The following is a 23,790-nucleotide window of genomic DNA, read 5'->3' as shown; positions in this document are numbered from 1 at the left end:
GGCGGATATATTCAAACCGCGCTAGGGCAACACGATTTCGCGCTCGATGCCGATCGCCGCGAGGAAGTCGCGGTCGTGGCTGACCACCAGCAAGGCGCCGTCATAGGCGCCGAGTCCAGCCTCCACTGCCTCGATGGCGTGGATGTCGAGATGGTTGGTCGGCTCATCGAGGATCAGCAGTTCCGGTGGCCGGCCGCTGCCTATGGTGCAGGCGAGCCCGGCGCGCAGCGTCTCGCCGCCGCTCAGTTGGCCGACCGGCTTCAGCGCGGCGTCGGCGCGGAACATGAAGCGGGCGAGGGCGGAGCGAGCGGTGGTCTCGCCGTCCTCGGGATTGAGCCGAAGGTAGTTCTCGCGGATGGTCTGGCGTGGATCGAGCAGGCTCACCTCCTGGTCCAGCAGGGCATGCCGGCGGGCGATGCGGACGGCGCCGCTCAGCGGGGCAAGAGCGCCGGTGATCAACCGGAGAAGGGTGGTCTTGCCCGAGCCATTCGGGCCAGTGATCGCCACCCGTTCCGGGCCGGTAATGGCAAGGCTCAGGTTCCTGATCACCGGCTGTTCGGGGATCGGGCCGCCGGTCAGTCGATCGAGTTGCAGCACCGTGGTGCCGTTGGCGAGGCCGCTCGGCTCCAGCTTCACCGCCATCGGCTGCAGCACCTCGATCTCCGCCTTGGCGGCGGCGAGCGCGGTGCTGGCCGTGGCGCGGCGCCGTTCACTGAGCTTCATCTGCTCGCCGCTGGTGTTTTCCGCGTTCATCTTCATGCCGCCCAGCATGATGCGCGGGATATCGCCCTTGGCGGCCTTGCGGGCCCCGGCGCCGTCCTTCTTGGCCTTCCGCTCGCGCATCAGTTGCGTCTTGCGGTCGAGTTCGCCCAGCGTGCGCTCTGCAGTTGCCAGCCCCTGTTCGGCGGCGGCGAGTTCGATGGCCTTGCGCTCCTGGTAGAGATCCCAGTTGCCGCCATAGGTGCGGGCGCCAATCGTGGTCAGCTCGACGATGGCATCCATCTCACGCAGCAGGGCGCGATCATGGCTTACCACGATGGCGCCGCCGCGCCAGCGCTTCAGCAACTCGGTCACGGCGGCGCGGCCGTCGCGATCGAGATTGTTGGTGGGCTCGTCGAGCAGCAGCATGTCGGGCTGCTCGATCAAGAGCGCCGCCAGCGACAGCCGGGTCCTTTGGCCGCCGCTCAGCGTGGCGGTGGGGCGATCGAGGGCGAGCGACGGCAGGCCGACATCGGCGAGGGCCGTCTCGATCTTTGCCGGCAACAGCCAGTCGGCTTGTTCGGCATCCTCGAGGGAGCCGGTGCCAGTCTCGAGTCGGTCGAGCCGTGCCAACTGCTCGGTGCAGCCCAGCGCATCGGCGACGCTCGCATCGGAGCGCTGCACCGTCTGCCGCAGCACGCCGAGCGTGCCGGAAACGACGATCTCGCCGCTGGCGGGCGTGAGTTCGCCGAGCAGCAGTTTGAGCAGCGTGGTCTTGCCGGTGCCGTTACGGCCGATCAGGCCGGTGCGAACCGGGCCGAAGGAAAGATCGAGATCTGAGAAGAGGGTGACGCCATCAGGCGTCTTGTAGCTCACCGCTTTGAGCGAAATAGAACCGGGCATGATTGGACTCCGGGTGACGGATCAGGGTGGTTTGATCGGTCATGCGGATATCCATGGGGACCTGCCGGTTGGTGCTGCGGATGGGCGGAAAATAGGGAGGTTCGCCCAGATGTCAACCTCAGGGCGGGTGAAAGGGGACGAGATCTACCGAGCTCCCACCGGCGTCATTCCCGCGAAAGCGGGAACCTCTGTTTTCTTGCCTGCCGCAGCATCGCAAACGGAGATCCCCGCTTTCGCGGGGATGACACCGAGTAAAAGGCGACGACATGGACGTTACGTCCCTCTCACGGCGGATCGATCGTCCGGTTGGCGGCAATCGCCGCGAACCAGTTGGGCGGACGCTCGATCATCCGGCGCACCACCGGGCGCTCCGGGCCCTGGTGCAGGTTGCGAAGTTTCTCGCCGATCACCTCGTCGGCATGGGTCAGGCGCTGGTTGTGCCGGGCGTATTCGGTCCAGGTCGGGCTCTTGTAGCTTTCGACCCAGACATCGGTCTCCGAGAGGTCGCGGCGAAGCACCCATTCGCGGGCGCCATCGCGCATCCGCACCCGCTTGCGCTCGGCCATGACGCGCAGGAACTCGCGCACATCCTGCGGGCGGATCTTGTACTCGATGCTGATGACGATCGGCCCGGAACGCGGCTCGATCGGCAGCGAGATCTGCGGCTCCTGCCACCGGTTAGCCGGGTCGAGATCGAGCATGACGCGGGGCGGGATCGACAGCACCAGCCCGACCGCCGCGCCGATGACGAGGGCAATGGCCGAGGCGATCAGGGCGTTGCCGACGCCGAACTGCTCACCGGCGACGCCCCAGAGCCAGCTGCCGGCGGCGAGGCCGGCAAAGGTCGCCGTCTGGTAGAGCGACAGCGAGCGGCCGACCACCCAGCGCGGGGTTGAGAGCTGCACCGTGACGTTGAACAGCGTCAGCGCCAGCACCCAGCAGGCGCCGCCAAGCAGCAGGGCAAGTCCGGTCAGCCACGGCGACGGGCTGAGCCCAGTGACGGCGGCGCAGATGGCGAAGCCGACAAATGCCAGGCGAACGATGGCCTCGCTGGAGAACTGCTCGGCGAGCCGGGCGCTGATCAGAGCCCCGCCGACCGCGCCGAGGCCGAAGGCGCCGAGCAGCAGACCGTAGACCAGCGGTCCGCCCCCGGGGATCTGGCTTGCTACCACCGGCAGCAGCGCCAGCACCGAACTGGCGCTGAGGCCGAAGATGAAGCTTCGCACCAGCACTTTGCCGAGCTGCGGCGACAGCGCCATGTAGCGAATGCCGGCGAACATCGCCGCGCCCACTGCCTCGCGCGGCAGGCCGGCGGGAGCAGGGGCCGGCTTCCAGCGCAGCAGCACGAACAGCAACCCGAGATAGCTCACGAGGTTGACCGCGAAGGCTGCGGCAGCGCCGGCAACGGCGACGATGATGCCGCCCACCGCCGGCCCCAGGCTGCGCGACAGGTTGAAGCCGATGGAGTTAAGCGCCACCGCCGAGCCGACGCTGGAGCGCGGCACCAGATCGCCCACCGAGGCCTGCCAGGACGGGTTGTTGAGCGCCGTGCCGCAGCCGATGAGGAAGGTGAAGGTCAGCAGCAGCCACGGGGTGACCAGCCCGAGCAGCGCGCTGAGGGTCAGCAGCGCCGACACCGCCAGCATGAAGAACTGCGCCACCAGCATCACCCGGCGGCGCGGAAAGTTGTCGGCAATGGCCCCGCCGAGCAGCGAGAACAGCATGATCGGCAACGAGGTGGAGGCCTGGACCAGCGCCACCAGGTCGACCGAGTTGGTCAGCGCCGTCATCATCCACGCCGCACCGACGCCCTGGATCAAGGCGCCGAAGCTCGAGACGAGGTTGGCAACCCAGATGTTGCGGAAGGTCGTGTGCTGCAGCGGCTGCAGGACCGATGGTCGATCCTTGGCCATGGTCACCCCCCGATCAGCTCAGGTAGCGGTGCGTCAGGTGCTCCTGGAAGTGGCGCGAGTTGAGTTTCTCGCCGGTGGCGCGCTGCAGCAACTCGGGCGTGGAGTATTTGCTCGCCTGGCTCCAGATCTTCTCGCGCCGCCAGTCGTTGATGCCGACGAAGCGGCCGTTGCGCATGTCCTCGCGGGCGTTCGGCTGATCGCGCTCGATGGCGCTCCACAGCTGCGCCGCGATGATGGCGCCGAGGGTGTAGCTCGGGAAATAGCCGATGGCGCCCGACGGCCAATGGACATCCTGCATCGGGCCATCTTTCATGTTGTCGATGGTCGAGAGCCCCAGATACTCGCGCATCTTGGCGTCCCAGGCCTCGGGTACATCCTTGGGCGCCAGCTTGCCGCTGATCAGATCCTGCTCGATCTCGAAGCGAAGGATGACGTGCAGCGGGTAGGTGGCTTCGTCGGCATCGACACGGATCAGGCCGCGTTCGATGAAGTGGACGTGGGCCAGCACATCTTCCAGGTCCCAGCCGGCAATGGCCTCGGCGCCGAGCTTTTCGCGCACATGCGGGATGGCCCACTCCCAGAACTCCGGCGAACGGGCGATCTGCTTTTCGACGAACAGGCTCTGGCTTTCGTGCATGGCCATGCCGCGCGCCCGGCCAACCGGCCAGTGCGTCCACTCCTTGGGCAGGCCCTGCTCATAGAGGCCGTGGCCAGTCTCGTGCAGGATGCCCATCAGCGAGGTGAGGAACTCGCCCTCGGTGTAGCGGGTGGTCATGCGGATATCGGTCGGCACGCCACCGCAGAACGGGTGGTGCGAGACGTCGAGCCGGCCGTGTTCGAAATCGAAGCCGACCGCCTCCATCATTACGAGGCCCAGCGCCTTCTGCTTGTCGATGGCGAATGGCGCGTTCAGCGGCTTCAGCGGGCGCTTTGCAAGCTTTTCTTCCTGGTGCGCCAGGGCCGCCGGAACGAAATCCTTGAGGAAGGTCTTGAGCTCGTTGAGCACTGGCGCCACCTCGGCGACGCGGTTGCCGGGGTCGTACTGCTCCATCAGCGCGTCATAGGGCGAAAGGCCCAGCACGTCGGCGCGCAGCTGCGCCTCTTCGCGTGCGGTGGCGACGAGGCCCTCGAAGGCCGGCAGGAAACCGGCCCAGTCGCCGGTGGGCCTGAGTTCACGCCACAGCTGCTCGGCGCGGATGCGGGCGTTGACCTGCTTGCGGACGAAATCGGCCGAGAGGCAGGTCATATTGGTATGGACGCGGCGGAACTCGCGAATGGCGAGGCCCTGCATCTCGTCGAGCGGCTCGGCTTCGGCGTCGCCGAGCCAGTCGCCGACTTCCGGCGCGGTGGCCATCTCGTGGTACATGCCGGCCAGTGTCGCCATGGTTTCGGCGCGCTTTTCGCCGCCGCCCACCGGCATCATCACCGCCTCGTCGACGCCCAGCATAGACTGCGCGTGCTCGATGGCCTCGAGCTTGCGGCTCAGCGCATCGAGTTTGGAGAAGGCGGAATTGGGAGAAGGCATCAGGGACTCCAACAAGCGAGTGGCGAATAGTGAGTAGCGAATAGGGCGGGACGGCGAAACCCCATTCGCTACTCGCCATTCCCCATTGGCTAACGAATGGGGAAAGGGCGCAGCCGGGGAGACTGCGCCCTCTGGGGCGGGTTCTGTTCTGGAACCGGCCGAGGCTGACGGCACCAATGGGGGATTGTGCCGTCAGCGATGGGGGGAGCCTGGCGGAAGCGCCACTGGCGCATCCGCCAGGGGGTTAGAAGGGGAGGATCGCGTCGGCGATCTGCTGGCCGTAGCGGGGTTGCTGGACCTGGGTGATCTGCCCGCGGCCGCCGTAGGAGATGCGGGCTTCGGCGATCTTGGACGAGGGGATGGTGTTGTCGGCGTGGATGTCCTCGGGGCGCACGATGCCGGCGACGATCAGCTCGCGCACTTCGAAGTTGACGCGCACTTCCTGCCGGCCCTCGATCACCAGGTTGCCGTTGGGCAGCACCTGCACCACGACGGCTGCGACCTGGGTGGCAAGGCTCTCCTTGCGGTTCACCGAGCCCGAGCCGCCATCGGCCATATCGCCCGAAGTGGTGATCTTGCCCGAGGCCTGCACGTCGGCCAGCGGCACCTTGCCGCCGAAGATCGAGCCGAGCACGCCGCCGACGCTGCCTTCCGACGACGAGGTGCGCTCGCGATCGGTGGAGTTCGAGATCTTGGCGCTGTCGTCGATGGTGACCATCACGGTCAGGATGTCGCCGATCTTGTGGGCGCGCTGATCCTTGAAGAAGCCGCGGGCTTCGTTCGAGAACAGCGAGTTGGGCTGATACGAGGCGACCACCGGCTCCGGCATCGGCATCTGCACCGGGCGATAGCCGGCCTGGGCAGTGGGATCGGAGATGGCGGTCAGGCGCGGCTGCTGGCCGACCGAGGCCAATTGATCCATGGTCGAGCACCCGGCGAGGAGGGCGGTGAGCGCGAGGGCGGCGAAGAGTTTCATCGGGTTCATTTTCATTGTCCTTTCGCCCATCACAGCCCGGCGACCTGAAGCTTGGCGGCGGCGGTGGTGATCTCCACCGCGCCATTGGCGGTCGCGACGCCGGTTAGGATCTTGCGCGTTACGCTGTTCATCACCTGTACCGGCTGGCCCGAGGCGGCGTCGCCGAGCGACTGGCCGATCACGGTGAGGGTCATCGGGCCGGTGCGGAGCAGCACGGTGACCTCGGTATTGCGGCGCACGGCCAGAGGCTCGGTCACATCGGCAGCCTTCAGCATGACGCCGGCGCGCGAGTTGCGACGCAATTGCTTGCCGACGAGATCGTCGAAGTTCTCGACGCCCGACTGGTCGGCGAAGGCGAGCGGGACGCGTTTCATCTCGATATCGGCAGGGGTCAGCACGGCGCCGGCCTTCAGCGAGGCGGCGAGGTGCGGCACCTCCACCAGCAGGTCGATGCTGCCGGCGACGTCAACCGGCAGTTCCATGCCGGCGACCTGGAAGCGGGCGGAAAAGCTCGCCGAGCCGGGCTGGTAACGCAGCGCCAGCAGCGTCACCGGGGTCTCGACCGCCTCGGCATTGTAGCTGAGCCCCGGATTGTCGAAGCGGGTATGAAGCTCGGCGCCTTGCGGGAGCAGGCCGCGGACGGCGAGATCGGCAGAGATGAGCCCGGAGAGCACGGTCGTGTCGACCACCGTCGCTCGGCGTTCGACGCGGACGCTGAGCAGGCCATCCTGGGCGTAGTCGGAGAGCCCGGCCTTGGCGGCGGCGGCGCGCACGGCCTCAAGGCTGACGATGCCGGTGGTGCCGGGCTCGGGCGCGCGGAACAGGGCGCGCTCGGCGAGGAGGCCGGCGTCCTCGAACATGTCTCCGACAGTGATGACCGGATGGTTGACCGATACCTCGGCCTTGAGCACCGGCGCCGCCAGTGCGGTGGAGCCGGTGAAGGCCAGGAACAGGGCAGGGAGGATGAACTTGTGCATCTAGTTTCTCCCGATCAGCGCAACTGGCTGGCCGACTGCATCATCTCATCGGCGCCGGAGATGACGCGGGCGTTCATCTCGTAGGCGCGCTGAGCGGCGATCAGGTCGGCGATTTCGGTGACGGAGTTGACGTTGCTGGCTTCGAGATATTCCTGCAGCAGGTCGCCCATGCCGTCCTGGTTCGGCGTGCCGACCTGCGCCGGGCCGCTCGAGGCGGTTTCTACGAACAGGTTGTTGCCGGCCGAGGCCAGGCCAGCCTTGTTGACGAACCGCGCCAGTTGCAGCTGGCCGACCGTAGTCGGGGTGGTGTCGTTGTCGAGGAACACTTCGACCGTGCCGTCAGGGCTGATCGACACCGAGTTGGCGTTACCGGGAATGGTGATGCCGGGCTGGATCTCGTAGCCGTCGACATTCACCAGTTGTCCCTCGGGACTGCGCTCGAACGAGCCGTCGCGAGTATAGCCGGTGCGGCCGTCGGGCATCTGCACCACGAAGAAGCCTTCGCCGCGGATCGCGACGTCGAGTTCCTTCTCGGTCGGGGCGACGCTGCCCTGGCTCATGACGCGCGGCGTCGCGGCGGTGCGCACACCGGAGCCGACCTCGATGCCAACCGGGGCCATGGTGCCCGTCTCGGAGGTGGTGCTGCCCGCCTGGCGCTGGACCTGGTAGAGCAGATCCTGGAACTCCGCACGCGCCCGCTTGTAGCCGGTGGTGCGCATGTTGGCGATGTTGTTGGAAATGACTTCGACGTTGCGTTCCTGGGCGGCCATGCCGGTCGAAGCGATGTAGAGGGCTTTCATCTTGTCTGCTCCGATCAGCCGTTGAGGTTGCCGAGTTTCTGGATCGCCGTGCGGCGCTGGTCGTCCTGCTTGGAGATCAGCGAGGCGACGCTCTCGTAGGCGCGCTGGACGCGGATCATCTCGGTCATCTCGCCGACGCCGTTGACGTTGGATTTCTCGATCGAGCCCTGTAGCACCCGGGTTTCTGTTGCCTCGATCGGGTTGGTGCCGACCCACAGGTTGCTGCCCTCGCGGGAGGTCGACTGCGGGTCGGCGAACTCGACAATGCGGAGGCGCCCCTTCTGGCCGGCGCTGGAGGAGACTGAACCGTCCTCACCGATCATGATGTCGGTCTCGCCGGCGGCGAACTGGATCGGCCCGCCATTGCCGAGTACCGGGTTACCGTTGATGTCGACGAGGGTGCCGGTGGTGTCGATGGCGAGTGAGCCGGACCGGGTGTAGCGCTCGCCGGCGGCGGTCTCGACGGCGAGGAAGCCGTCGCCCTGCAGCACCACATCCAACGGGTTGCCGGTCTCTACCAGTGCGCCACCGGACATATCGTGAATGGTGGTCCAGTCGTCGGTGTAGCTGAGGGACTGGTCCAGGGTCGGGAAGTCGCGATCCCGGGCAACCGGCATCAGGTATTCCTCGAACAGCAGCTGTTCGGATTTGAATCCCGTCGTGTTGATGTTGGCGATGTTGTTCGCCACCACATCCATCTGCCGCTGCAAGGCGATCTGCCGCGACAATCCGATGAGCTGCGCATTTTCCATGGCGCCGAAGTCCCCGTTACGTCCCCGAACCGTCCGACCTCCCCAGGCCGTCAGGCTCGGCATTAACAGTGCAGCAACCATGCCAAGTCGCGATTCATAGCAAAATCAATTAGTTAGGCAGGAGGAGAGCCCGGCATGACGTGCCGCATGGCAGGGCGCATGGCAAAATCTGCCCGGCAATTTGTGCCGGGTTGATGCAGTTCGTAACTAATCGTTAACCCTCGGGCGATTAGCTCGATCCTGACTGGAATCGTCCGGTGGGGCAGGGGTTTGGGGCATGGCGGCTGAAGCCGATATCGAGGGTGGCGAGGTCGCCGCACCCGCGAAGAAGAAGCTGCCCATCATGCTGATCGCCATGGTCGTGGCGGTGGTCGTGCTGCTTGGCGGTGGCGCCGCGGCCTACTTCCTGTTCTTCTCCGCGCCCAAAACGGACGAGGCGCATTTCGCGGCAGTGCCCGAAACCTTCATCTTCAACCTGCCGACCATGACGGTGAACCTACGCGGCGATGGCGAGCGCGAGCAGTTCATGAAGCTCACCGTGGCGCTCGAAGTCGCCAATGAAGAGGTGATGACCGAGATCCAGCCACGCATGGCCAAGGTGGTCGATGCGTTCCAGGTCTATCTGCGCGAGCTGCGCAAGAGCGACCTCGAGGGCTCTGCCGGTATCTACCGCCTCAAGGAAGAGCTGCGCCGCCGCGTCAACATCGCGATCTTCCCGGCGCAGGTGGATTCGATCCTGTTCAAGGAAATCCTGGTGCAGTGATGGCGGGTCCCGGCGAACAGGACAAACTCAGCGACGAATGGGGACTGGATCCGGCCACGAGCGGCGCATCCGTGCCAGGCAAGGCGGCCGAGGACGACATGGGCGCCGAGTGGGCCGCCATGCTCGAGGCCGACAGCGTTGAAGCCGGCGCCGCCGACCGGGTGCTGAACCAGGACGAAATCGACAGCCTTCTCGGCTTTGATCCCAATGCCGGCGGCGGTGCCGAGCTGACCGGGGTGCAGGCGCTGATCAACTCGGCGCTGGTCTCCTACGAGCGCCTGCCGATGCTCGAAATCGTCTTCGACCGGCTGGTCCGGCTGGCGACGACCTCGCTGCGCAACTTCACCTCCGACAATGTCGAAGTGGCGCTGGACTCGATCTCCTCGGTGCGCTTCGGCGACTATCTCAATTCCATTCCGCTGCCGGCCATCTTGTCGGTGATCAAGGCGGAGGAATGGGAGAACTATGGGCTGCTGACCGTCGACTCCTCGCTGATCTACTCGATGATCGACGTGCTGCTCGGCGGTCGCCGCGTCGGCGGGCAGATCCGGGTCGAGGGGCGGCCCTACACCACCATCGAGATGGCGCTGGCGCGGCGGATGATCGAGGTGATCCTTGAGGATACGCATCGCGCCTTCGAGCCGGTGACCGAGGTCAACTTCCGGGTCGAGCGGCTGGAGACCAACCCGCGCTTCGCCGCGATCTCGCGCCCGGCCAATGCAGCGATCCTGATCGAACTCAGGATCGAGATGGATGATCGCGGCGGCAAGATCGAGATTTTGCTGCCCTACGCGACGATCGAGCCGATCCGCGAGCAGCTGCTGCAGATGTATATGGGCGAGAAGTTCGGCCGCGACCCGATCTGGGAAGGCCACCTCGCCACCGAAATCTTCGCTGCGGATGTCGAGGTCGACGCGATCCTGCATGAGATGGATCTGCCGCTCAGCCGGGTGCTGTCGATGCAGCCGGGCGACACGGTGATGTTCGACCGGACGCCGAGCGACCCGATCGGGCTGAGGTGCGGCAATGTCGATCTCACCGAAGCGATCATGGGACATATCGGCAGTCACGTGTCGGTGCGCGTCTCGCGCCCGCTGAACGCGCCGAAGGTAACGATGGCGGCCTTCGAAGCCATCGATGAAAACAAGCAGGAGGGCCGCTGATGTTCGGTTTGCCGTTGGGAATCGTGATCGAAACGCTGGTTACGATTTTGCTTGCCACAACAATCGGCTATTGCGTGGTCCTCAACCAGCGTCTGAAGCGGCTGCATGCCGATCGCGGCGAGCTGAAGCAGATGGTGGCCGACCTGGTGCAGGCCACCGGCCTCGCCAATGCGGCGATCCAGGAGTTGAAGCACACGGCACAGGAAGCCGAAACGGTGCTCGAGACGCGGCTGGGTGAAGCCGAACGCTTCGGCGTCGAGCTCGCCAATCACGTCAATGCCGGCCAGCAGATCATGGACCGGCTGGCGCGGATCACCAGCGCGGCGCGCGGCACGCAGCCGTTCGACGATCGGCTGGACGAGCCCAACAAGGTGCAGTCGGCGCTGCAGCAACTCTCCATGCGTCCGCGTATCCGGGGTAACGCCGCCTGATGAAAACGCCGCGCCTGCTCCCGGTCGTCATAGCCGCCGCTACCGCGCTCCTGCTCTTCAAGGGCATCGGGCTGGTGACGACCGGCGGCTATGTGCTGACGGGCGCGGGCAGCGCGGTGGCAGCCGGCGGTGGTGGCGATCACGCAGGGGCGGCCGCGGCTGGTGGGGCCGGGGTCGACCCGACCATGGCGCTGCCGCCCGATACGACGATGGCCGATACCAGCCCGACGCTGAGCGATGGTGCTCCGGTACTGCCGCTGGAACCGGAGGGGGTGGCCGAGGCGGGTGGGCATGGCGCGGAGCCGGCGGCGGAACCGCCCGGCGAAGCAGCGCCGGCTGAAGAGCATGCGCCTGCACCCATCGAGGTGGCGTGCGCCCCCCAAGCAGCCGCGGAGCCGGCGGCCGGGCATGGTGAGGCGCCTGCTGCAACTAATGTGGCCCCGCTGGTCGATTGTCCGCCCTCGGTCAACGAGCATGGCGATGCCCTGCCGATGGAGCTGAACAGCGCGGGCGTCTTGGCGCCGATGGAGGGCGAGGGCGGCAGCGAGAGCGAGCTGCTCGGTCGCCTCGGCGAGCGCCGCGACTCGCTCGATGCGCGCGAGAAGGAACTCGAGATGCGCATGGCCCTGGTCGAGGCGGCGGAGAAGCGGCTCGACGAGCGGACCGCAACACTGAAGGCCATCGAGGCCAAGATCAACGCGCTGGTCGACGAGAAGAAGGCAGCCGAGAACGAGCAGTTCGCCTCGATCGTCGCCATGTACGAGACGATGAAGGCCAAGGAAGCGGCGACCATCTTCAACCAGCTCGACATGCCGGTGCTGATGCGGGTGGCGCGGGCCATGAACCCGCGCAAGATGGCGCCGGTGCTGGCCCGGATGGACCCGATGAAGGCCAAATCGCTGACTGCGGGGCTGGCCACCGAGCAGCCTGAGCCGTCTCTCGACACGCCAGTCGAGGACCTCGCCAGCCTGCCGCAGATCGTCGGCCAGTAGCCTCTCGTATCCCACATTTCCGTGGCGTTTCTGCAGGTGCCGGTTAGGCCCCCGTTAAGCCCGTCTGCCTATGCTCGCCGCACCAGAAGAGTGTAGGGCGGGCAGAAGCCGGCATGACATCGCGGGTCGCATATCGGCGAGGGACGTTCGCGTTCCCGTGGCGCTTGGTTGCTTTGGCGTTGCTCTTCGCCTGCAGCGTCATGCCCAGCCTCGCTTCGGCACAGGAAAAAGCGCAGATATTTGCCACGCCCGAGAACGGGTTCGGACGGCTGATCATTGCCTTTCCCGAGCGGATGAATCTCCCCAAATACAAGGTGAAGTACGAGAACGGCGTGCTCGCCATTGAGTTCGAGCAGCCGATCTCGATCCTGCTCCCCGATATCTCACTCGCCATGCCGGACTACGCCACCATTGCGCGCGTCGATCCGGACCAGCGCGGCATCCGCATCGGGCTCCGCACCACCTTCAATATCAACCGCATGGATGCGGGCGAGAAACTCTATATCGACTTGCTGCCGACCAGTTGGGTCGGCCTGCCGCCGGCACTTCCCGCCGAGGTGGTGAAGGCGCTCGCCGATCGCTCCGAGAAGCTGGCGAAGATCGCCGAGCAGAAGCGCAAGGAAGAAGAGGCAAAGGTCCTGCAGCCGGTGGCCACGGTGCGGGTCGGCCGCAACCCGACGTTTCTGCGCATCCAGTTCGACTGGAATGTGGACGCCAAGGCCAAGTTCGCGCTGAAGGGGAGCAAGGGAACGCTGGCCTTCGACTGGCCAGTGCCGATCGATCTCTATGCGCTGAAGGCGGATCTGCCGCCCGAGTTCAAGAGCGCCAGCAACGCCGTCAGCCCAGCCGGATCGGCGGTCGATTTCACCGTAGCCGAAGGCGTGGTGCCGCGCTTTTACGAGCTGTCGCCGCGGCAGTTCGTGGTCGATGTCGATATTGCGCCGGAAGAGGGCCTGAAGGCCGCGCTGGTAGCCGAGGAAAAGGCCAAGCAGGCACGGCTCGACCTCGAGGTCGCCGCAGCCGAGCAGGAGCAGCGCCGCGCTGCCCGTCTTGGGCTCGAAACCGGGCATGATGACACCTCCGAGCTCTACCCAACGACACGGGGCGTGGTGACGCCAACCGTGACCACGGTCGGCAAGACCGTGCGCATCGCCTTCCCGTTCGATGCCGATACGCCGGCGGCGGTGTTCCGGCGTGGCGATACCGTCTGGATGGTGTTCGACACGCCGCAGTCGGTGGTGGCTCCGCCGCCGTCCGATGCGCTGGCCAGCATCGCCAGCAATTTCGAGATGGTGGCAGCCGGAGAGACCAAGGTGCTTCGCATGGACCTGTCGGCCGACAGGCTGGCGACACTGGGGTCGGAGGGCAGGGCCTGGGTGCTGTCGCTCGGCGATGCGCTGCTCAGCGCCACCGAGCCAATGACGCTGGACCGCGAGCGCGACGAGGACGGCCGGTTCGAGATGACCGCCGATATCGAGCGGCCGGGCAAGGTGCATGTGCTGCGCGACCCGGTGGTTGGCGACAGCCTCAGGGTGGTGACGGTGATGCCGCCGGCGCGCGGCCTGACTCGGAGCCTGCAGTTCGTCGATTTCGATGCGCTCCGCTCAGCCCATGGCCTCGTGATCAAGCCGCGCAACGACAGCCTCGATGTCGAGGTGGAGAACAAGGTCGCAGTCATTTCCACGACGAACGGCCTGACGCTTTCGACGCTCGAAACGTCGCGAAAACTCGATGCCGGCAACTCGCCGGAGTTTCGCCAGAGCTATCTCGATCTGGGCGTGTGGCGCGAGGATAACCCCGCGACGTTCACGGCGCGCAAGGAAGAGACGATGGCGCGGGCGGCAGCGGCGGAGGGGCAGTTGCGCGACGTGGCGCGGCTCGACCTGGCGCAGCTCTATGTCGCCAACGACCTTTCCTATGAGGCGATCGGTGTGCTCGGCATCCTCGACGAGGAGCTGAAGGGCGAGGACCTGCGCAAGAAGACCCGGCTGGTTCGCGCCATTGCCGATACGCTGGCCGGGCGCTGGCGCGATGCGCTGATGACGCTCAACGGCGGGACCTTCCCCGAGGAAAGCGACGCGCTGATGTGGCGGACCATCGCCCGTACCGACAGCGGCGATTTCCGCGGCGCGCGGCTCGATGCAATCGCCGCCGAGGGGATCGTCGGGACGTATCCGATCTGGATCCAGACCAGGTTCCTGTTTGCGGCGCTGCGCGCGGCGGTCGAAACCAACGATGCCCAGATGGCATTGCGGCTGCTCGGCGAGGTGGATTTCCCCAAGCTCGATCCGGAACAGACCAGCTTCTTCCAGCTGATGCAGGGGCGGGTCGCCGAACTCGAGGGACACGACCAGGATGCGGTCGACACCTATGGGCAGGTGATCGCCTATGACTTCCGCCCGACCCGGGCCGAGGCGGTGTATCGCACGCTGCTGCTGCTGAGAAAGGCGGGCAAGGTCGACCTCGCCAAGGCCACTGAAACGCTGTCGGCCGAGTCGCTGATGTGGCGCGGCACCGCGCTCGAAGCCGATATGCAGAAGCTGCTGGCCGAGCTCTATTTCGCCAATCACGACTATCGCGACGGGTTCGATGCGGTGAAACAGGCTGCCGCCAGCTTCCCCGAGAGCGAATCCACGGATGCGCTGCTGGGCGAGGCGCAGCAGACCTTCGAGGATCTTTACCTCAACGGCGCGGCCGATAACCTGAGCGACCTCGATGCGCTGGCCCTCTACTACGATTTCCGCCAGCTCACTCCGCCGGGAACGCGCGGCGACGAGATGATCCGCAACCTGGCGCGCCGGCTGGTGAAGGTCGACCTCCTGACCCAGGCGGCCGACCTGCTCGAATACCAGATCGACAGCCGGCTCACGGGCGTGGCGCAGTCGCAGGTGGCAGCCGACCTGGCGCTGATCCGCATCGCCGACCGCAACCCCGAGGGGGCGCTGCGGGCGCTCAACCGTACCCGGCTGGCTGATTTGCCGCCGCAGCTCGAGCGGCAGCGGCGCATCCTCGAGTCGCGGGCGCTGATCGATGCCGGCCGGCAGGAACTGGCGCTCGACCTGATCTCCAAGCTGACCGGCAAGGATGCCGACATTCTCAGGGTCGACGGCTACTGGAAGTCGAAGAACTACGCCATGGCGTCGGAGCTGCTCGAAATCCTGAACCCGCCGACTGAAGGCAAGCTGTCGCAACCGGCCCGCATGAGCGTGGTCAAGGCGGCGGTCGGGTTCGTGCTGGCAGGCGATGAGCTCGGGCTATCGCGCATCCGCTCGAAATTCTCCGAGCAGATGGCGAACTCGGCTGAATGGCCGCTGTTCGAATACGTGACCCGCGACATCGCCCCGCAATCGGTGGAGTTCCGCAAGGTGGCGCGCGAAGTCGCCAGCGCCGACTCGCTCGATGCGTTCCTCGCGTCCTATCGCGAACTCTATGGCAGCGCCGAGATGGTGCCGGACAAGTCGGTGCCGGGGGCGGCGTAACGACGACGTGCGGGTTTTCCCGGTCACTTTAGGCTCTAAGGTCACCCACCCACAGTGTCACCCCGGCGCAGGCCGGGGCCCATTCTGAGGGCTTTCGGTAGATCACTCGCGCCCCGACACCTCATTCAGGCTTCTTGTTGCTGGTCCGGCAGGCTGCTTATCCATCTCAGTTCACCACCGCATCTCAGGATGGGCCCCGGCCTGCGCCGGGGTGACACCGTGTTTGGGGAGGGGCTGGTGACCAGGCCAGCATCTGGGGCGTTGTCGCCGCCTAGGTACTCACAAAACTCCTGATCAGCGAACCGGCGACCAAGTGCCAGCCGTCGACCAAGACGAAGAAGATCAGCTTGAACGGCAGCGAGATCACCACCGGTGGCAGCATCATCATGCCCATCGACATCAGCACCGACGCCACCACCATGTCGATGATGACGAAGGGCAGGAACAGCAGGAAGCCGATTTCGAAGGCGCGTCTGAGTTCCGAGATCATGAAGGCCGGGATCAGCACCTGCAGCGGGATCGCCGTGCGATCGGCGGGGGCCGGGGTCGACGACATGTCGAAGAACAGCTGCAGGTCGGCGGGCCGGACATTGGCCGCCATGAAGTCATGCACCGGCGCCGAGGCCCGGGTGAACGCTTCCTCGACCTGGATCTGGCCGGCAACCAGCGGCGCGATGCCGTTGTCGTAGCTTTGCTGCAGGGTTGGGCCCATGACGAAGAGGGTGAGGAACAGCGCGAGGCTGACCATCACCGAGTTGGGCGGCGCGGTCTGGAGGCCAATGGCGGTGCGCAGCAGCGACAGCACCACGACGATGCGGGTGAAGCTCGTCACCATGACGAGGATCGATGGCGCCAACGACAGCAGGGTGATCAGGCCGACGAGCTGGACCGCCCGTTCGGTAATCGTCGCGTCGTTGCCGAAGTCGATAGAAATGTCCTGGCCAAAGGCGAGGCCCGGCAGGATCAGCGCGGCCAGAAAGGCCAGTAGTGTAAGGACCCGCCGGAGGGCAGGCGGGTTAGCGGGTGTCCGCCTTGGGTTCGTCCCCGAGATTGCGTTGAGCGCCAAGCGCAGCCCGCCCGTTGTCCTTGCCTGCGGGCGTTGTAGCTGAGTCGGCTTTGCCACGGCCGGAGTTATCCCCAGTCATCGCCGGCATCGGGATAATGGCGGGCTCCATGGTGCTCACCGGGCGCAACAGGCCGGTGTGACGGAGCGAGGTGGATTTGCGCGCGCCGGGCCGAACGAACTCGCGCAGCCGCTCGATCTCGGACGTGCTGAGCGTCGGGTTGGCGGGCGGCGGCACGTCCTGTTCGACGCTGCGGCGCGTCGGCATCGGCGGGCGTTCCACCGGAATGCCGGTCTCGACGATCACGTCCTGCGGGCCGCCGGTGAGGATCAGGTGTTCGACATTGTCGCGCCGAACGATCAGCAGCTGGCGCTTGGCGTCGACCTGCATATGGTCGATGACGCTGAGCCGCCGGTTGCGGCCGCGGCCGACGACCGTGCTGCCACGGGTCAGCAGTTTCAGCGCCCACAGGCCGAGGACGATCAGCACCAGGACGATGCCCAATGCGAGCACCGAGGTGACGATGGTTCCGGCCGACTCGCCCAGCAAACTCGTGATGAACTGCATCGCCGCGCACTCCCTGACGCTCGGGGTGGCCATCCGAACGCAAATCAGTGGAACTTATTGCCGAGTAATGCGCCCAGATTATGCAAAATGCGAGACAACTCGGCGTGCGGAGCCGCGTGGTTAATGTCTCGTTAACGCTTGCTAGGCAGGATTTGCCCAGTTCCTCAGGGGATTCTGGACCCGCCGCACCATGAAATTAGGACTGCTCGACGCCATCGGCGAGAAGATGCGCTGGCACCAGACGCGCCAGACCTTGCTCGCGGAAAATGTCGCCAATGCCGATACGCCCGGCTACCGCGGTCGTGACCTCAAGGCTTACGGCTTCGAGGAGCACATGAAGAGCCTGTCGACGGCCAAGATCGCGACGGTGACGACGCAGCCGGGGCACATCGCGATTTCCGGCACCGATGCCGATGGGTTCGGGGCGCGCACGATGAACAGCTTCGAGATCACCCCGGAGGGCAACGGCGTCACGCTCGAGGACGAGATGATGAAGGTTGCCGGCAACCAGATGGACTACCAGGCGATCACGACGCTCTACACCCGCTCGGTCAAGCTGATCAAAACCGCCCTCGGCAAACAGGCATAAGCGATGAACGACTTTCTTTCGTCCTTGAAGATCGCGGCGACGGGCCTGCATGCCCAGTCGGCCCGCATGCGGGTGATCGCCGAGAACCTCGCCAACGCGGACTCCGCCGGCAAGACGCCGGGGGAGGATCCGTACCGGCGCAAGATCCCGACCTTCAAGGCGGTGATGGACAACGAACTGGGCGCCACCAAGGTGGAGATCGGGCGCATCGCCTACGACCAGTCCGACTTCACCTCGCGCTTCGAGCCCGGCCACCCGGCCGCCGACGCCACGGGCTATGTCCGGTACCCCAACGTCAACTCGCTGATCGAGACGATGGATATGCGCGAGGCGCAGCGCAGTTACGAGGCCAACCTCAACGTCGTCACCGTCACCCGGCAGATGCTGGGATCCACCCTCGACATCCTGCGCGGCTGACGCGCCGGTCCCCTTAATCGTCGCGGGATCGAACCGGAAAAGTCTCGCAAGCTTTCCCGATCCCGCTCCAGCCGGAACTGATCATGGCCCTTCCAATCAACGCCGCCACGGCGGCCTATTCGAATGCCGCCAAGCTCCTGGGGCAGGCGCAGAAGCCGCAGCTCAACCAGGTCGCCGATCTCGGCGGCGGGCAGGATTTTGCCAAAATGCTCGGCCAGGCCGTGCAGGGGGTGGTCGACAGCGGCAAGGTGGCCGACACCAAGGCGATGGACATGGTCAACGGACGCGGCGACATGGTCGACGTGGTAACTGCCATCAGCCAGACCGAGCTTGCCATGGACACCATGGTGACGGTCCGCGACCGGGTGATCTCGGCCTATGAGGAAATCATGCGGATGCCGATCTGACGGTTCGCGACTCGCGATATCGTGCAGCAGGCAGGGCCGCTCATGAACCACTCTCACCCACCCATCGATGTCATCCCAGCGAAAGCTGGCACCCATGTCTCCGCCGGCGCAAGCGGCGGAATGGATCCCCGCTTTCGAGGGGATGACACCGAGTGGGAGGTGGGTGCCGGCGGACCAGCGGCCTTCGGGAACGCCACAGCATGACCGGCGCCGCGGTTCTCGATCTTGCCCGTGAGGGCATCTGGGTGATGATCCTCGTTGCGGCGCCGATGATGATCGTCGGGCTGGTGGTCGGCGTGGTCATCGCGCTGTTCCAGGCGCTGACGCAGATCCAGGAAATGACGCTGGTGTTCGTGCCGAAGATCCTCGCGATCTTCGTTACCATGCTGCTGTCGCTGCCGTTCATGGGTGCCATCCTGGGCGGCTACATGACCAAGCTCGCCGACATGATCATGTCCGGCGGCTGACCATGATCTCGCTCAACTGGCTGCCCGAGACCGCCTATTTCTATGTGCTGATCTTTGCCCGCGTCGGCGCCATGCTGATGCTGATCCCGGCGCTGGGCGAAACCGCCATCCCGGCGCGGATGCGGCTGAGTTTCGCGCTGGTCTTCGCGGCGGTGCTTTATCCGATCGTCTCGCCGCAACTGCCGGCGCTGCCGACCAACCTGCCCGAGATGGTGGTGGTGGTGTTGCACGAGGTGATCGTCGGGCTGATCCTGGGCGCCATCGCCCGGCTGGCGGTTTCCGGCACGCAGGCCGCCGGCGCGATCATCGCCTCATCATCCGGCCTCTCGGTGGCGCAGGCGACCGACCCGACCAATGGCGGCGTGCAGGGCGCGCTGATCGGCGCGTTCCTGAGCTTTCTCGGCATCACGCTGATCTTTGCGACAGATCTCCACCACGTGGCGCTGTCGGCAATCCATGACAGCTACATGATCTTCACGCCCAAGGAACCGCTGATGTTCGGCGACGCGGCGCAGACGGTGGTGGATACCGTTGCCGGCGCCTTCGTCATCGGCGTGCAGATGTCGGCGCCGTTCATCGTGTTCGGACTGGTGTTCAACCTGGGCATGGGCATTCTCAGCCGGCTGATGCCGCAATTGCAGGTGTTCTTCATCGCCATGCCGGCGACGGTCGGCGTCGGGCTGATCCTGATGGCGCTGCTGCTGGCCATGATGATGGGCCTCTACCTGATGCATTTCGAGGGCGTGCTCGCCATGCTGCGCGGCGTTCGCTAATGCGCGTCGCGATCTCCAGGAGTCGCTCCGTGCGCCTTAGCCCCTTGTTTTTGCGCATGTCTTTGTCCCGAAACCGGTGTCCACTTTCGGGAGACATGCTGTAAATGAGCGACGAGGCCCCGGAACAGTCATCAAAAACCGAAGACCCTTCGGAAAAGAAGCTGCGCGACGCCCATGAGAAGGGCGACGTGGTCAAGAGCCAGGAGGTCAACACCTGGTTCATCCTGTCGGGCTCGGCGCTGGTGTTCGCCATGATGGCCGGACCGACCAGCGCCAGCCTCGTCGAACAGCTCAAGGTGCTGCTAGGCAATGCGGAGAAGTTCGAGGTCGGCAGCCAGGCGTTGACTGCCTTCTGGAGCAACCTCGCGGGCTCGATCCTGATGGTGGCGATCCTGCCGTCGATCGTCCTGGCTGCGTTCGGCATTGCCGCGAACCTCGTGCAGCACCGGCCGCTGCTGTCGCTCGACCCGATCAAGCCGAAATTCTCCAAGATCAACCCGATCGAGGGGGCCAAGCGGTTGTTCTCGACCGAGGCGCTGGTCAACTTCGTCAAGGGGCTGATCAAGCTGGCCGTGGTCTCGGCGGTGCTGTGGTTCGTGCTGGCGCCCAAGATCGACAGCCTCGAGATGATGATCCAGCTCGAGCCGGCGATGATCGCTGCCGAGTTCATGGATTTGAGCCTCAACATCTTCGGGGCTGTGCTGGCGGTAGTCACCATCGTCGCCATCGCCGATTACGTCTACCAGCGCAGCCGCTGGTGGAACCGGCTGAAGATGACGGTCCAGGAAACCCGCGACGAGTACAAGCAGCAGGAAGGCGACCCCAAGGTCAAAGGCCGCATCCGGCAGGTGCGCATGGAGCGCAGCCGCAGGCGCATGATGGCGGCGGTGCCCGAGGCGACGGTGGTGATCACCAACCCGACCCACTTCGCCGTGGCGCTGAAATACGATCGCGACATGGCGGCGCCGCAATGCGTCGCCAAGGGCGCCGACGCCATCGCGTTCCGGATCCGCGAGCTCGCCAAAGCGAACAACGTGCCGATCGTCGAGAACCCGCCGCTGGCGCGGGCGCTCTATGCCAGCGTCGATATCGACCAGACCATCCCGACCGAGCACTTCAAGGCCGTGGCCGAAGTCATCGGCTTCGTGATGCGGTTGAAGCAGAAGCGCGGGTGGACGGCGGGGTAGGGGGAGCGTTGGCGGGTGCAACGCCTCCCAAAACCCCCTCTCTGGCGAAAACTAAGGACTTAGCTGCGCTAAGCCCAAGTTTTCGCTTTCTCCCCCACCAAGGGGGAGAGTCCCGACTGATGCTCCGGCGCAAGTAGAGACCACCGATCATCTCCCCCCTTGCGGGGGAGAAAGCGATTTCTTGGGCTTAGCTTCTTGGCTAAGCCTTAGAAATCGCAAGAGAGGGGATTTTGGAGGGCACGGTGGTTCCTAAACCCCCTCACAAATCCGCCCCACGCGACGGGGATAACGCCATTGCGGCTACCCAACCGACTTATGCCTTTGCTAGACCTTGAGAAGGCCGATTCGGCGTGACTTTTCCCCGGGGCACCCCCAGCGCATGGCACCTCTGCCGCTCGACGAGGATAACTATCCCAACCCGCTGCTGAACCGTGGGCGCAGCAGCGCCGGGCTCTGGCGGGTGGTGGCGCTGGCGGCCTTCTTCATTGCGGGCGCCGTGCTGCTGGCGACGCTGGGCGATCGCATCCCGGCCGACCTGATCCTGGTGTTCCTCGGGCTGCTCGCCGTGGTCGGTGTGTTCTGCCTGTTCGCCGTGGCGGCGGGACTGTTCCGCTTTTCGGCCAGCGAGGACACCCAGACGCTGAGCCGCGCCGTGGTCGACAGCCTGCCGTTCGGGGCGCTGGTCACCGACCGTGAAGGCAAGATCAGCTACGTCAACGCGCATTACGGCGAGTTCCCCGGCGGGGTGACCGACGGGGTGCCGGTCTCGGTGCCGCGGCTGTTCGCCGGCGAGCCCGAGGCCTCCGAAGCGGTGTATCGGCTGGCGCGCGCGGCGCGCGACGGGCGGCCGGCGATCGAGGATATCCGCATCATCGGCGGGCTCGGCGGTTCGGTGGGCGGTTCGACCAAGCCGTTCTGGTATCGGGTCGGCGTGCGTGCGTTGCCCACCATCGACGAAGGCGGCAAGCCCCTGGTGCTGTGGACGGTCGAGGACATCACCCGCGACCGCGAGCGGCAGGACAACGCCTTCCTCGAGCTGCAGCGCGCCATCGACTATCTCGACCACGCGCCAGCGGGTTTCTTTTCCGCCGATGCGCAGGGCAGGGTGCAGTACCTCAACTCGACCCTCGCGGACTGGCTCGGCTACGATCTCGCCGAGTTCGAATCCACCGCCATCCGGCTCAGCGATATCGTGCGCGGCGACGGCGCGAGCCTGTTGATGCGCGGCCGCTCGGACGGCGAGATCCGCACCGAGATCATCGATATCGACCTCGTCCGCCGCAACGGCACCAGCTTCCCGGTGCGCCTGATGCATCGCGCCGCCCGCCTCGCCGATGGCGAGCTCGGCGAGACCCGCACCCTGGTGCTCGATCGCCGGCAGGGCGCCGACAAGGAAGAGGCGCTGCGCGCCTCGGAAGTCCGCTTCTCGCGTTTCTTCAACGACACGCCATTCGCCATCGCCACGCTCGACAAAGCGGGCCGTATCATCCGCACCAACGCGCCGTTCAGCCGGATCTTCGACTGGGCCGGCGGCGAGCAGTCGATCGACATGCAGCCGATGGCTGACCTGATCGCCGAGGGCAACCGCGAGGCTTTCGCCAAGGCGATCGACGCGGCGCTGGCCAGCCGCTCGGAGATCGAGCCGGTGGACGCGACGCTGACCCGCGGCAGCGACCATGCAGTGCGCCTCTATGTCTCCAGCTCCGAGGAAGCCGAGGGCGCGGCGGAGCGGATCAACGTCTATGCGCTCGATATGAGCGAACAGCGCAAACTGGAGGCGCAGTTCGCCCAGGGCCAGAAGATGCAGGCCGTAGGCCAACTGGCCGGCGGCGTGGCGCATGACTTCAACAACGTGCTGACCGCCATTATCGGCTTTGCCGACCTGCTGCTGCTCAAGCACAAGCCGGGCGACCCGAGCTTTGCCGACCTGATGTCGATCAAGAACAGCGCCAACCGCGCGGCCGGCCTCACCCGGCAGCTGCTGGCCTTCTCGCGCCGGCAGACGCTCAGGCCACAGGTACTGGAGGTGCCGGGGCATCTCGATGATCTCACGGTGCTGCTGAAGCGGCTGATCGGCGAGCAGATCACCCTCGGCGTTGAGCATTCGGCCGCCGTGTGGCCGGTGAAGGCCGACCTGGTGCAGCTCGAACAGGTGGTGGTGAACCTCGTCGTCAACGCGCGCGACGCCATGCCGAATGGCGGCACCATTACGCTGAGGACCCGCAACGTCACCGAGCAGGAGTCGCAGGGCTATACCTATCGCGGCATGCCGCCGGCCGATTACGTGCTGATCGAGGTCGAGGACACCGGCACCGGCATGCCGCCGGAAATCCTCGAGAAGATCTTCGAGCCGTTCTTTTCGACGAAGGAACTCGGCAAGGGCACCGGCCTCGGCCTTTCGACCGTCTACGGCATCGTCAAGCAGTCGGCCGGTTACATCTACACCGACTCCGTGGTCGGGCAGGGCACCACCTTCCGCATCTTCCTGCCGCGCTACGTGCCGGTCGAGGGCGAAACGCCGGTCAAGCAGGTTGCTGCGCCGGTCAAGGATCTCACCGGGCACGAGCGCATCCTGCTGGTCGAGGACGAGGACAGCGTGCGGGCGTTCTCCGCTCGGGCGTTGCGCACCACCGGCTACGAGGTGTTCGAGGCCGATAGCGGCCACGAGGCGCTCGATGTGCTTGAGGAGCTCGACTACAAGATCGACCTGATGATCTCGGACGTGGTGATGCCCGAGATGGACGGCCCGACGCTCCTGACCAAGGTGCGCGAGCACATGCCCGATCTAAAGGTGATCTTCGTTTCCGGCTATGCTGAAGAGAACGTCCGGCAGGACATTGCCGACAACCAGAGCGTCGATTTCCTGCCCAAGCCCTATTCGCTCGACCAGATCAACTCCAAGGTGAAGGATGTGCTGGGCAAGATCGAACAGGGCTCGGAGTAGCA

The 23,790-nt window shown here is 65.7% G+C and carries 21 protein-coding genes; 12 read left to right on the top strand and 9 right to left on the bottom strand.

The genetic code is table 11. The annotated features are described in order from the left end of the window. Window positions 1-21 precede the first annotated feature (21 nt). From AC1ROK_RS13685 to flgF, 7 genes are all read right to left on the bottom strand, one after another. Window positions 22-1,602 (bottom strand): ABC-F family ATP-binding cassette domain-containing protein, encoded by a 1,581-nt coding sequence (locus AC1ROK_RS13685; protein WP_492847729.1) that lies wholly within the window; start codon window positions 1,600-1,602, stop codon window positions 22-24. A gap of 284 nt (window positions 1,603-1,886) precedes the next feature. After that, a complete protein-coding gene (locus AC1ROK_RS13680) occupies window positions 1,887-3,515 on the bottom strand; it encodes an MFS transporter (protein ID WP_492847727.1) in 1,629 nt (542 codons plus the stop codon). 13 nt (window positions 3,516-3,528) lie between these two features. Continuing rightward, complete coding sequence (locus AC1ROK_RS13675) at window positions 3,529-5,040, bottom strand: carboxypeptidase M32 (protein WP_492847725.1); 1,512 nt, start codon at window positions 5,038-5,040, stop codon at window positions 3,529-3,531. Window positions 5,041-5,284: 244 nt separating this feature from the next. Next, window positions 5,285-6,025 carry a flagellar basal body L-ring protein FlgH gene (flgH, locus tag AC1ROK_RS13670; RefSeq protein ID WP_492847723.1) on the bottom strand — a complete coding sequence of 247 codons (741 nt, stop codon included), beginning with the start codon at window positions 6,023-6,025 and terminating at the stop codon, window positions 5,285-5,287. A 20-nt stretch (window positions 6,026-6,045) separates the two neighbouring features. Next, window positions 6,046-6,993: a flagellar basal body P-ring formation chaperone FlgA gene (flgA, locus tag AC1ROK_RS13665; protein ID WP_492847721.1), complete on the bottom strand. Its 948-nt coding sequence runs from the start codon at window positions 6,991-6,993 to the stop codon at window positions 6,046-6,048. Between the two features lie 14 nt (window positions 6,994-7,007). Beyond that, window positions 7,008-7,793: a flagellar basal-body rod protein FlgG gene (flgG, locus tag AC1ROK_RS13660; RefSeq protein ID WP_492847719.1), complete on the bottom strand. Its 786-nt coding sequence runs from the start codon at window positions 7,791-7,793 to the stop codon at window positions 7,008-7,010. Between the two features lie 14 nt (window positions 7,794-7,807). Further along, window positions 7,808-8,545, bottom strand: a complete 738-nt coding sequence (gene flgF / locus AC1ROK_RS13655) for a flagellar basal-body rod protein FlgF (protein WP_492847717.1) — start codon at window positions 8,543-8,545, stop codon at window positions 7,808-7,810. A gap of 277 nt (window positions 8,546-8,822) precedes the next feature. Between flgF and AC1ROK_RS13650 the strand changes: the two genes are divergently transcribed. The 5 genes from AC1ROK_RS13650 to AC1ROK_RS13630 all read left to right on the top strand — a co-directional run bounded on the left by AC1ROK_RS13650 (window position 8,823) and on the right by AC1ROK_RS13630 (window position 15,373). Next, window positions 8,823-9,308 carry a flagellar basal body-associated FliL family protein gene (locus AC1ROK_RS13650; RefSeq protein ID WP_492847715.1) on the top strand — a complete coding sequence of 162 codons (486 nt, stop codon included), beginning with the start codon at window positions 8,823-8,825 and terminating at the stop codon, window positions 9,306-9,308. Further along, entirely contained in the window at window positions 9,308-10,471 is a 1,164-nt protein-coding gene (gene fliM, locus AC1ROK_RS13645) for a flagellar motor switch protein FliM (RefSeq protein WP_492847713.1), read from the top strand. The genes AC1ROK_RS13650 and fliM overlap by 1 nt, the downstream gene beginning before the upstream one ends. Beyond that, complete coding sequence (locus tag AC1ROK_RS13640) at window positions 10,471-10,902, top strand: DUF6468 domain-containing protein (RefSeq protein ID WP_492847711.1); 432 nt, start codon at window positions 10,471-10,473, stop codon at window positions 10,900-10,902. The genes fliM and AC1ROK_RS13640 overlap by 1 nt, the downstream gene beginning before the upstream one ends. Next, window positions 10,902-11,894 (top strand): MotE family protein, encoded by a 993-nt coding sequence (locus tag AC1ROK_RS13635; RefSeq protein WP_492847709.1) that lies wholly within the window; start codon window positions 10,902-10,904, stop codon window positions 11,892-11,894. Before AC1ROK_RS13640 ends, AC1ROK_RS13635 begins: the two co-directional genes overlap by 1 nt. A gap of 200 nt (window positions 11,895-12,094) precedes the next feature. After that, window positions 12,095-15,373: a hypothetical protein gene (locus AC1ROK_RS13630; protein WP_492847707.1), complete on the top strand. Its 3,279-nt coding sequence runs from the start codon at window positions 12,095-12,097 to the stop codon at window positions 15,371-15,373. 271 nt (window positions 15,374-15,644) lie between these two features. Here AC1ROK_RS13630 and fliP read toward each other — a convergent pair whose 3' ends face one another. Together fliP and AC1ROK_RS13620 are read right to left on the bottom strand one after the other, a co-directional pair. Continuing rightward, on the bottom strand, window positions 15,645-16,439 hold the full coding sequence (gene fliP / locus AC1ROK_RS13625) for a flagellar type III secretion system pore protein FliP (RefSeq protein WP_492847705.1): 795 nt from the start codon (window positions 16,437-16,439) through the stop codon (window positions 15,645-15,647). Beyond that, window positions 16,390-17,004 carry a hypothetical protein gene (locus tag AC1ROK_RS13620; protein WP_492847704.1) on the bottom strand — a complete coding sequence of 205 codons (615 nt, stop codon included), beginning with the start codon at window positions 17,002-17,004 and terminating at the stop codon, window positions 16,390-16,392. Before AC1ROK_RS13620 ends, fliP begins: the two co-directional genes overlap by 50 nt. Before the next feature lie 190 nt (window positions 17,005-17,194). On the opposite strand from AC1ROK_RS13620, the gene flgB reads away from it, so the two are divergent. The 7 genes from flgB to cckA all read left to right on the top strand — a co-directional run bounded on the left by flgB (window position 17,195) and on the right by cckA (window position 23,788). Beyond that, window positions 17,195-17,593: a flagellar basal body rod protein FlgB gene (gene flgB, locus AC1ROK_RS13615; RefSeq protein ID WP_492847702.1), complete on the top strand. Its 399-nt coding sequence runs from the start codon at window positions 17,195-17,197 to the stop codon at window positions 17,591-17,593. A 3-nt stretch (window positions 17,594-17,596) separates the two neighbouring features. Then, window positions 17,597-18,010, top strand: coding sequence for a flagellar basal body rod protein FlgC (flgC, locus tag AC1ROK_RS13610; RefSeq protein WP_055882301.1), 414 nt, complete (start codon window positions 17,597-17,599; stop codon window positions 18,008-18,010). A gap of 83 nt (window positions 18,011-18,093) precedes the next feature. Continuing rightward, complete coding sequence (gene fliE / locus AC1ROK_RS13605) at window positions 18,094-18,417, top strand: flagellar hook-basal body complex protein FliE (RefSeq protein WP_492847700.1); 324 nt, start codon at window positions 18,094-18,096, stop codon at window positions 18,415-18,417. Between the two features lie 200 nt (window positions 18,418-18,617). After that, on the top strand, window positions 18,618-18,884 hold the full coding sequence (gene fliQ, locus AC1ROK_RS13600) for a flagellar biosynthesis protein FliQ (protein ID WP_055882293.1): 267 nt from the start codon (window positions 18,618-18,620) through the stop codon (window positions 18,882-18,884). A gap of 2 nt (window positions 18,885-18,886) precedes the next feature. Then, a complete protein-coding gene (fliR, locus tag AC1ROK_RS13595; RefSeq protein WP_492847698.1) occupies window positions 18,887-19,657 on the top strand; it encodes a flagellar biosynthetic protein FliR in 771 nt (256 codons plus the stop codon). A gap of 104 nt (window positions 19,658-19,761) precedes the next feature. Next, complete coding sequence (gene flhB, locus AC1ROK_RS13590) at window positions 19,762-20,844, top strand: flagellar biosynthesis protein FlhB (protein ID WP_492847696.1); 1,083 nt, start codon at window positions 19,762-19,764, stop codon at window positions 20,842-20,844. A 379-nt stretch (window positions 20,845-21,223) separates the two neighbouring features. Continuing rightward, window positions 21,224-23,788: a cell cycle histidine kinase CckA gene (gene cckA / locus AC1ROK_RS13585; RefSeq protein ID WP_492847694.1), complete on the top strand. Its 2,565-nt coding sequence runs from the start codon at window positions 21,224-21,226 to the stop codon at window positions 23,786-23,788. Window positions 23,789-23,790: the final 2 nt, after the last annotated feature.

The sequence above is a fragment of the Devosia sp. GW821-FHT12F11 genome, assembly GCF_058806655.1.
This window is presented reverse-complemented; position numbering and strand designations above follow the sequence as displayed.

What these genes read in the sequence shown, in the direction of transcription:
- AC1ROK_RS13685 (WP_492847729.1), bottom strand. Translation starts at nt 1,602, where the DNA reads ATGCCCGGTTCTATTTCGCTCAAAGCGGTGAGCTACAAGACGCCTGAT.
- AC1ROK_RS13680 (WP_492847727.1), bottom strand. Translation starts at nt 3,515, where the DNA reads ATGGCCAAGGATCGACCATCGGTCCTGCAGCCGCTGCAGCACACGACC.
- AC1ROK_RS13675 (WP_492847725.1), bottom strand. Translation starts at nt 5,040, where the DNA reads ATGCCTTCTCCCAATTCCGCCTTCTCCAAACTCGATGCGCTGAGCCGC.
- flgH (WP_492847723.1), bottom strand. Translation starts at nt 6,025, where the DNA reads ATGAACCCGATGAAACTCTTCGCCGCCCTCGCGCTCACCGCCCTCCTC.
- flgA (WP_492847721.1), bottom strand. Translation starts at nt 6,993, where the DNA reads ATGCACAAGTTCATCCTCCCTGCCCTGTTCCTGGCCTTCACCGGCTCC.
- flgG (WP_492847719.1), bottom strand. Translation starts at nt 7,793, where the DNA reads ATGAAAGCCCTCTACATCGCTTCGACCGGCATGGCCGCCCAGGAACGC.
- flgF (WP_492847717.1), bottom strand. Translation starts at nt 8,545, where the DNA reads ATGGAAAATGCGCAGCTCATCGGATTGTCGCGGCAGATCGCCTTGCAG.
- AC1ROK_RS13650 (WP_492847715.1), top strand. Translation starts at nt 8,823, where the DNA reads ATGGCGGCTGAAGCCGATATCGAGGGTGGCGAGGTCGCCGCACCCGCG.
- fliM (WP_492847713.1), top strand. Translation starts at nt 9,308, where the DNA reads ATGGCGGGTCCCGGCGAACAGGACAAACTCAGCGACGAATGGGGACTG.
- AC1ROK_RS13640 (WP_492847711.1), top strand. Translation starts at nt 10,471, where the DNA reads ATGTTCGGTTTGCCGTTGGGAATCGTGATCGAAACGCTGGTTACGATT.
- AC1ROK_RS13635 (WP_492847709.1), top strand. Translation starts at nt 10,902, where the DNA reads ATGAAAACGCCGCGCCTGCTCCCGGTCGTCATAGCCGCCGCTACCGCG.
- AC1ROK_RS13630 (WP_492847707.1), top strand. Translation starts at nt 12,095, where the DNA reads ATGCCCAGCCTCGCTTCGGCACAGGAAAAAGCGCAGATATTTGCCACG.
- AC1ROK_RS13620 (WP_492847704.1), bottom strand. Translation starts at nt 17,004, where the DNA reads ATGCAGTTCATCACGAGTTTGCTGGGCGAGTCGGCCGGAACCATCGTC.
- flgB (WP_492847702.1), top strand. Translation starts at nt 17,195, where the DNA reads ATGAAATTAGGACTGCTCGACGCCATCGGCGAGAAGATGCGCTGGCAC.
- flgC (WP_055882301.1), top strand. Translation starts at nt 17,597, where the DNA reads ATGAACGACTTTCTTTCGTCCTTGAAGATCGCGGCGACGGGCCTGCAT.
- fliE (WP_492847700.1), top strand. Translation starts at nt 18,094, where the DNA reads ATGGCCCTTCCAATCAACGCCGCCACGGCGGCCTATTCGAATGCCGCC.
- fliQ (WP_055882293.1), top strand. Translation starts at nt 18,618, where the DNA reads ATGACCGGCGCCGCGGTTCTCGATCTTGCCCGTGAGGGCATCTGGGTG.
- fliR (WP_492847698.1), top strand. Translation starts at nt 18,887, where the DNA reads ATGATCTCGCTCAACTGGCTGCCCGAGACCGCCTATTTCTATGTGCTG.
- flhB (WP_492847696.1), top strand. Translation starts at nt 19,762, where the DNA reads ATGAGCGACGAGGCCCCGGAACAGTCATCAAAAACCGAAGACCCTTCG.
- cckA (WP_492847694.1), top strand. Translation starts at nt 21,224, where the DNA reads ATGGCACCTCTGCCGCTCGACGAGGATAACTATCCCAACCCGCTGCTG.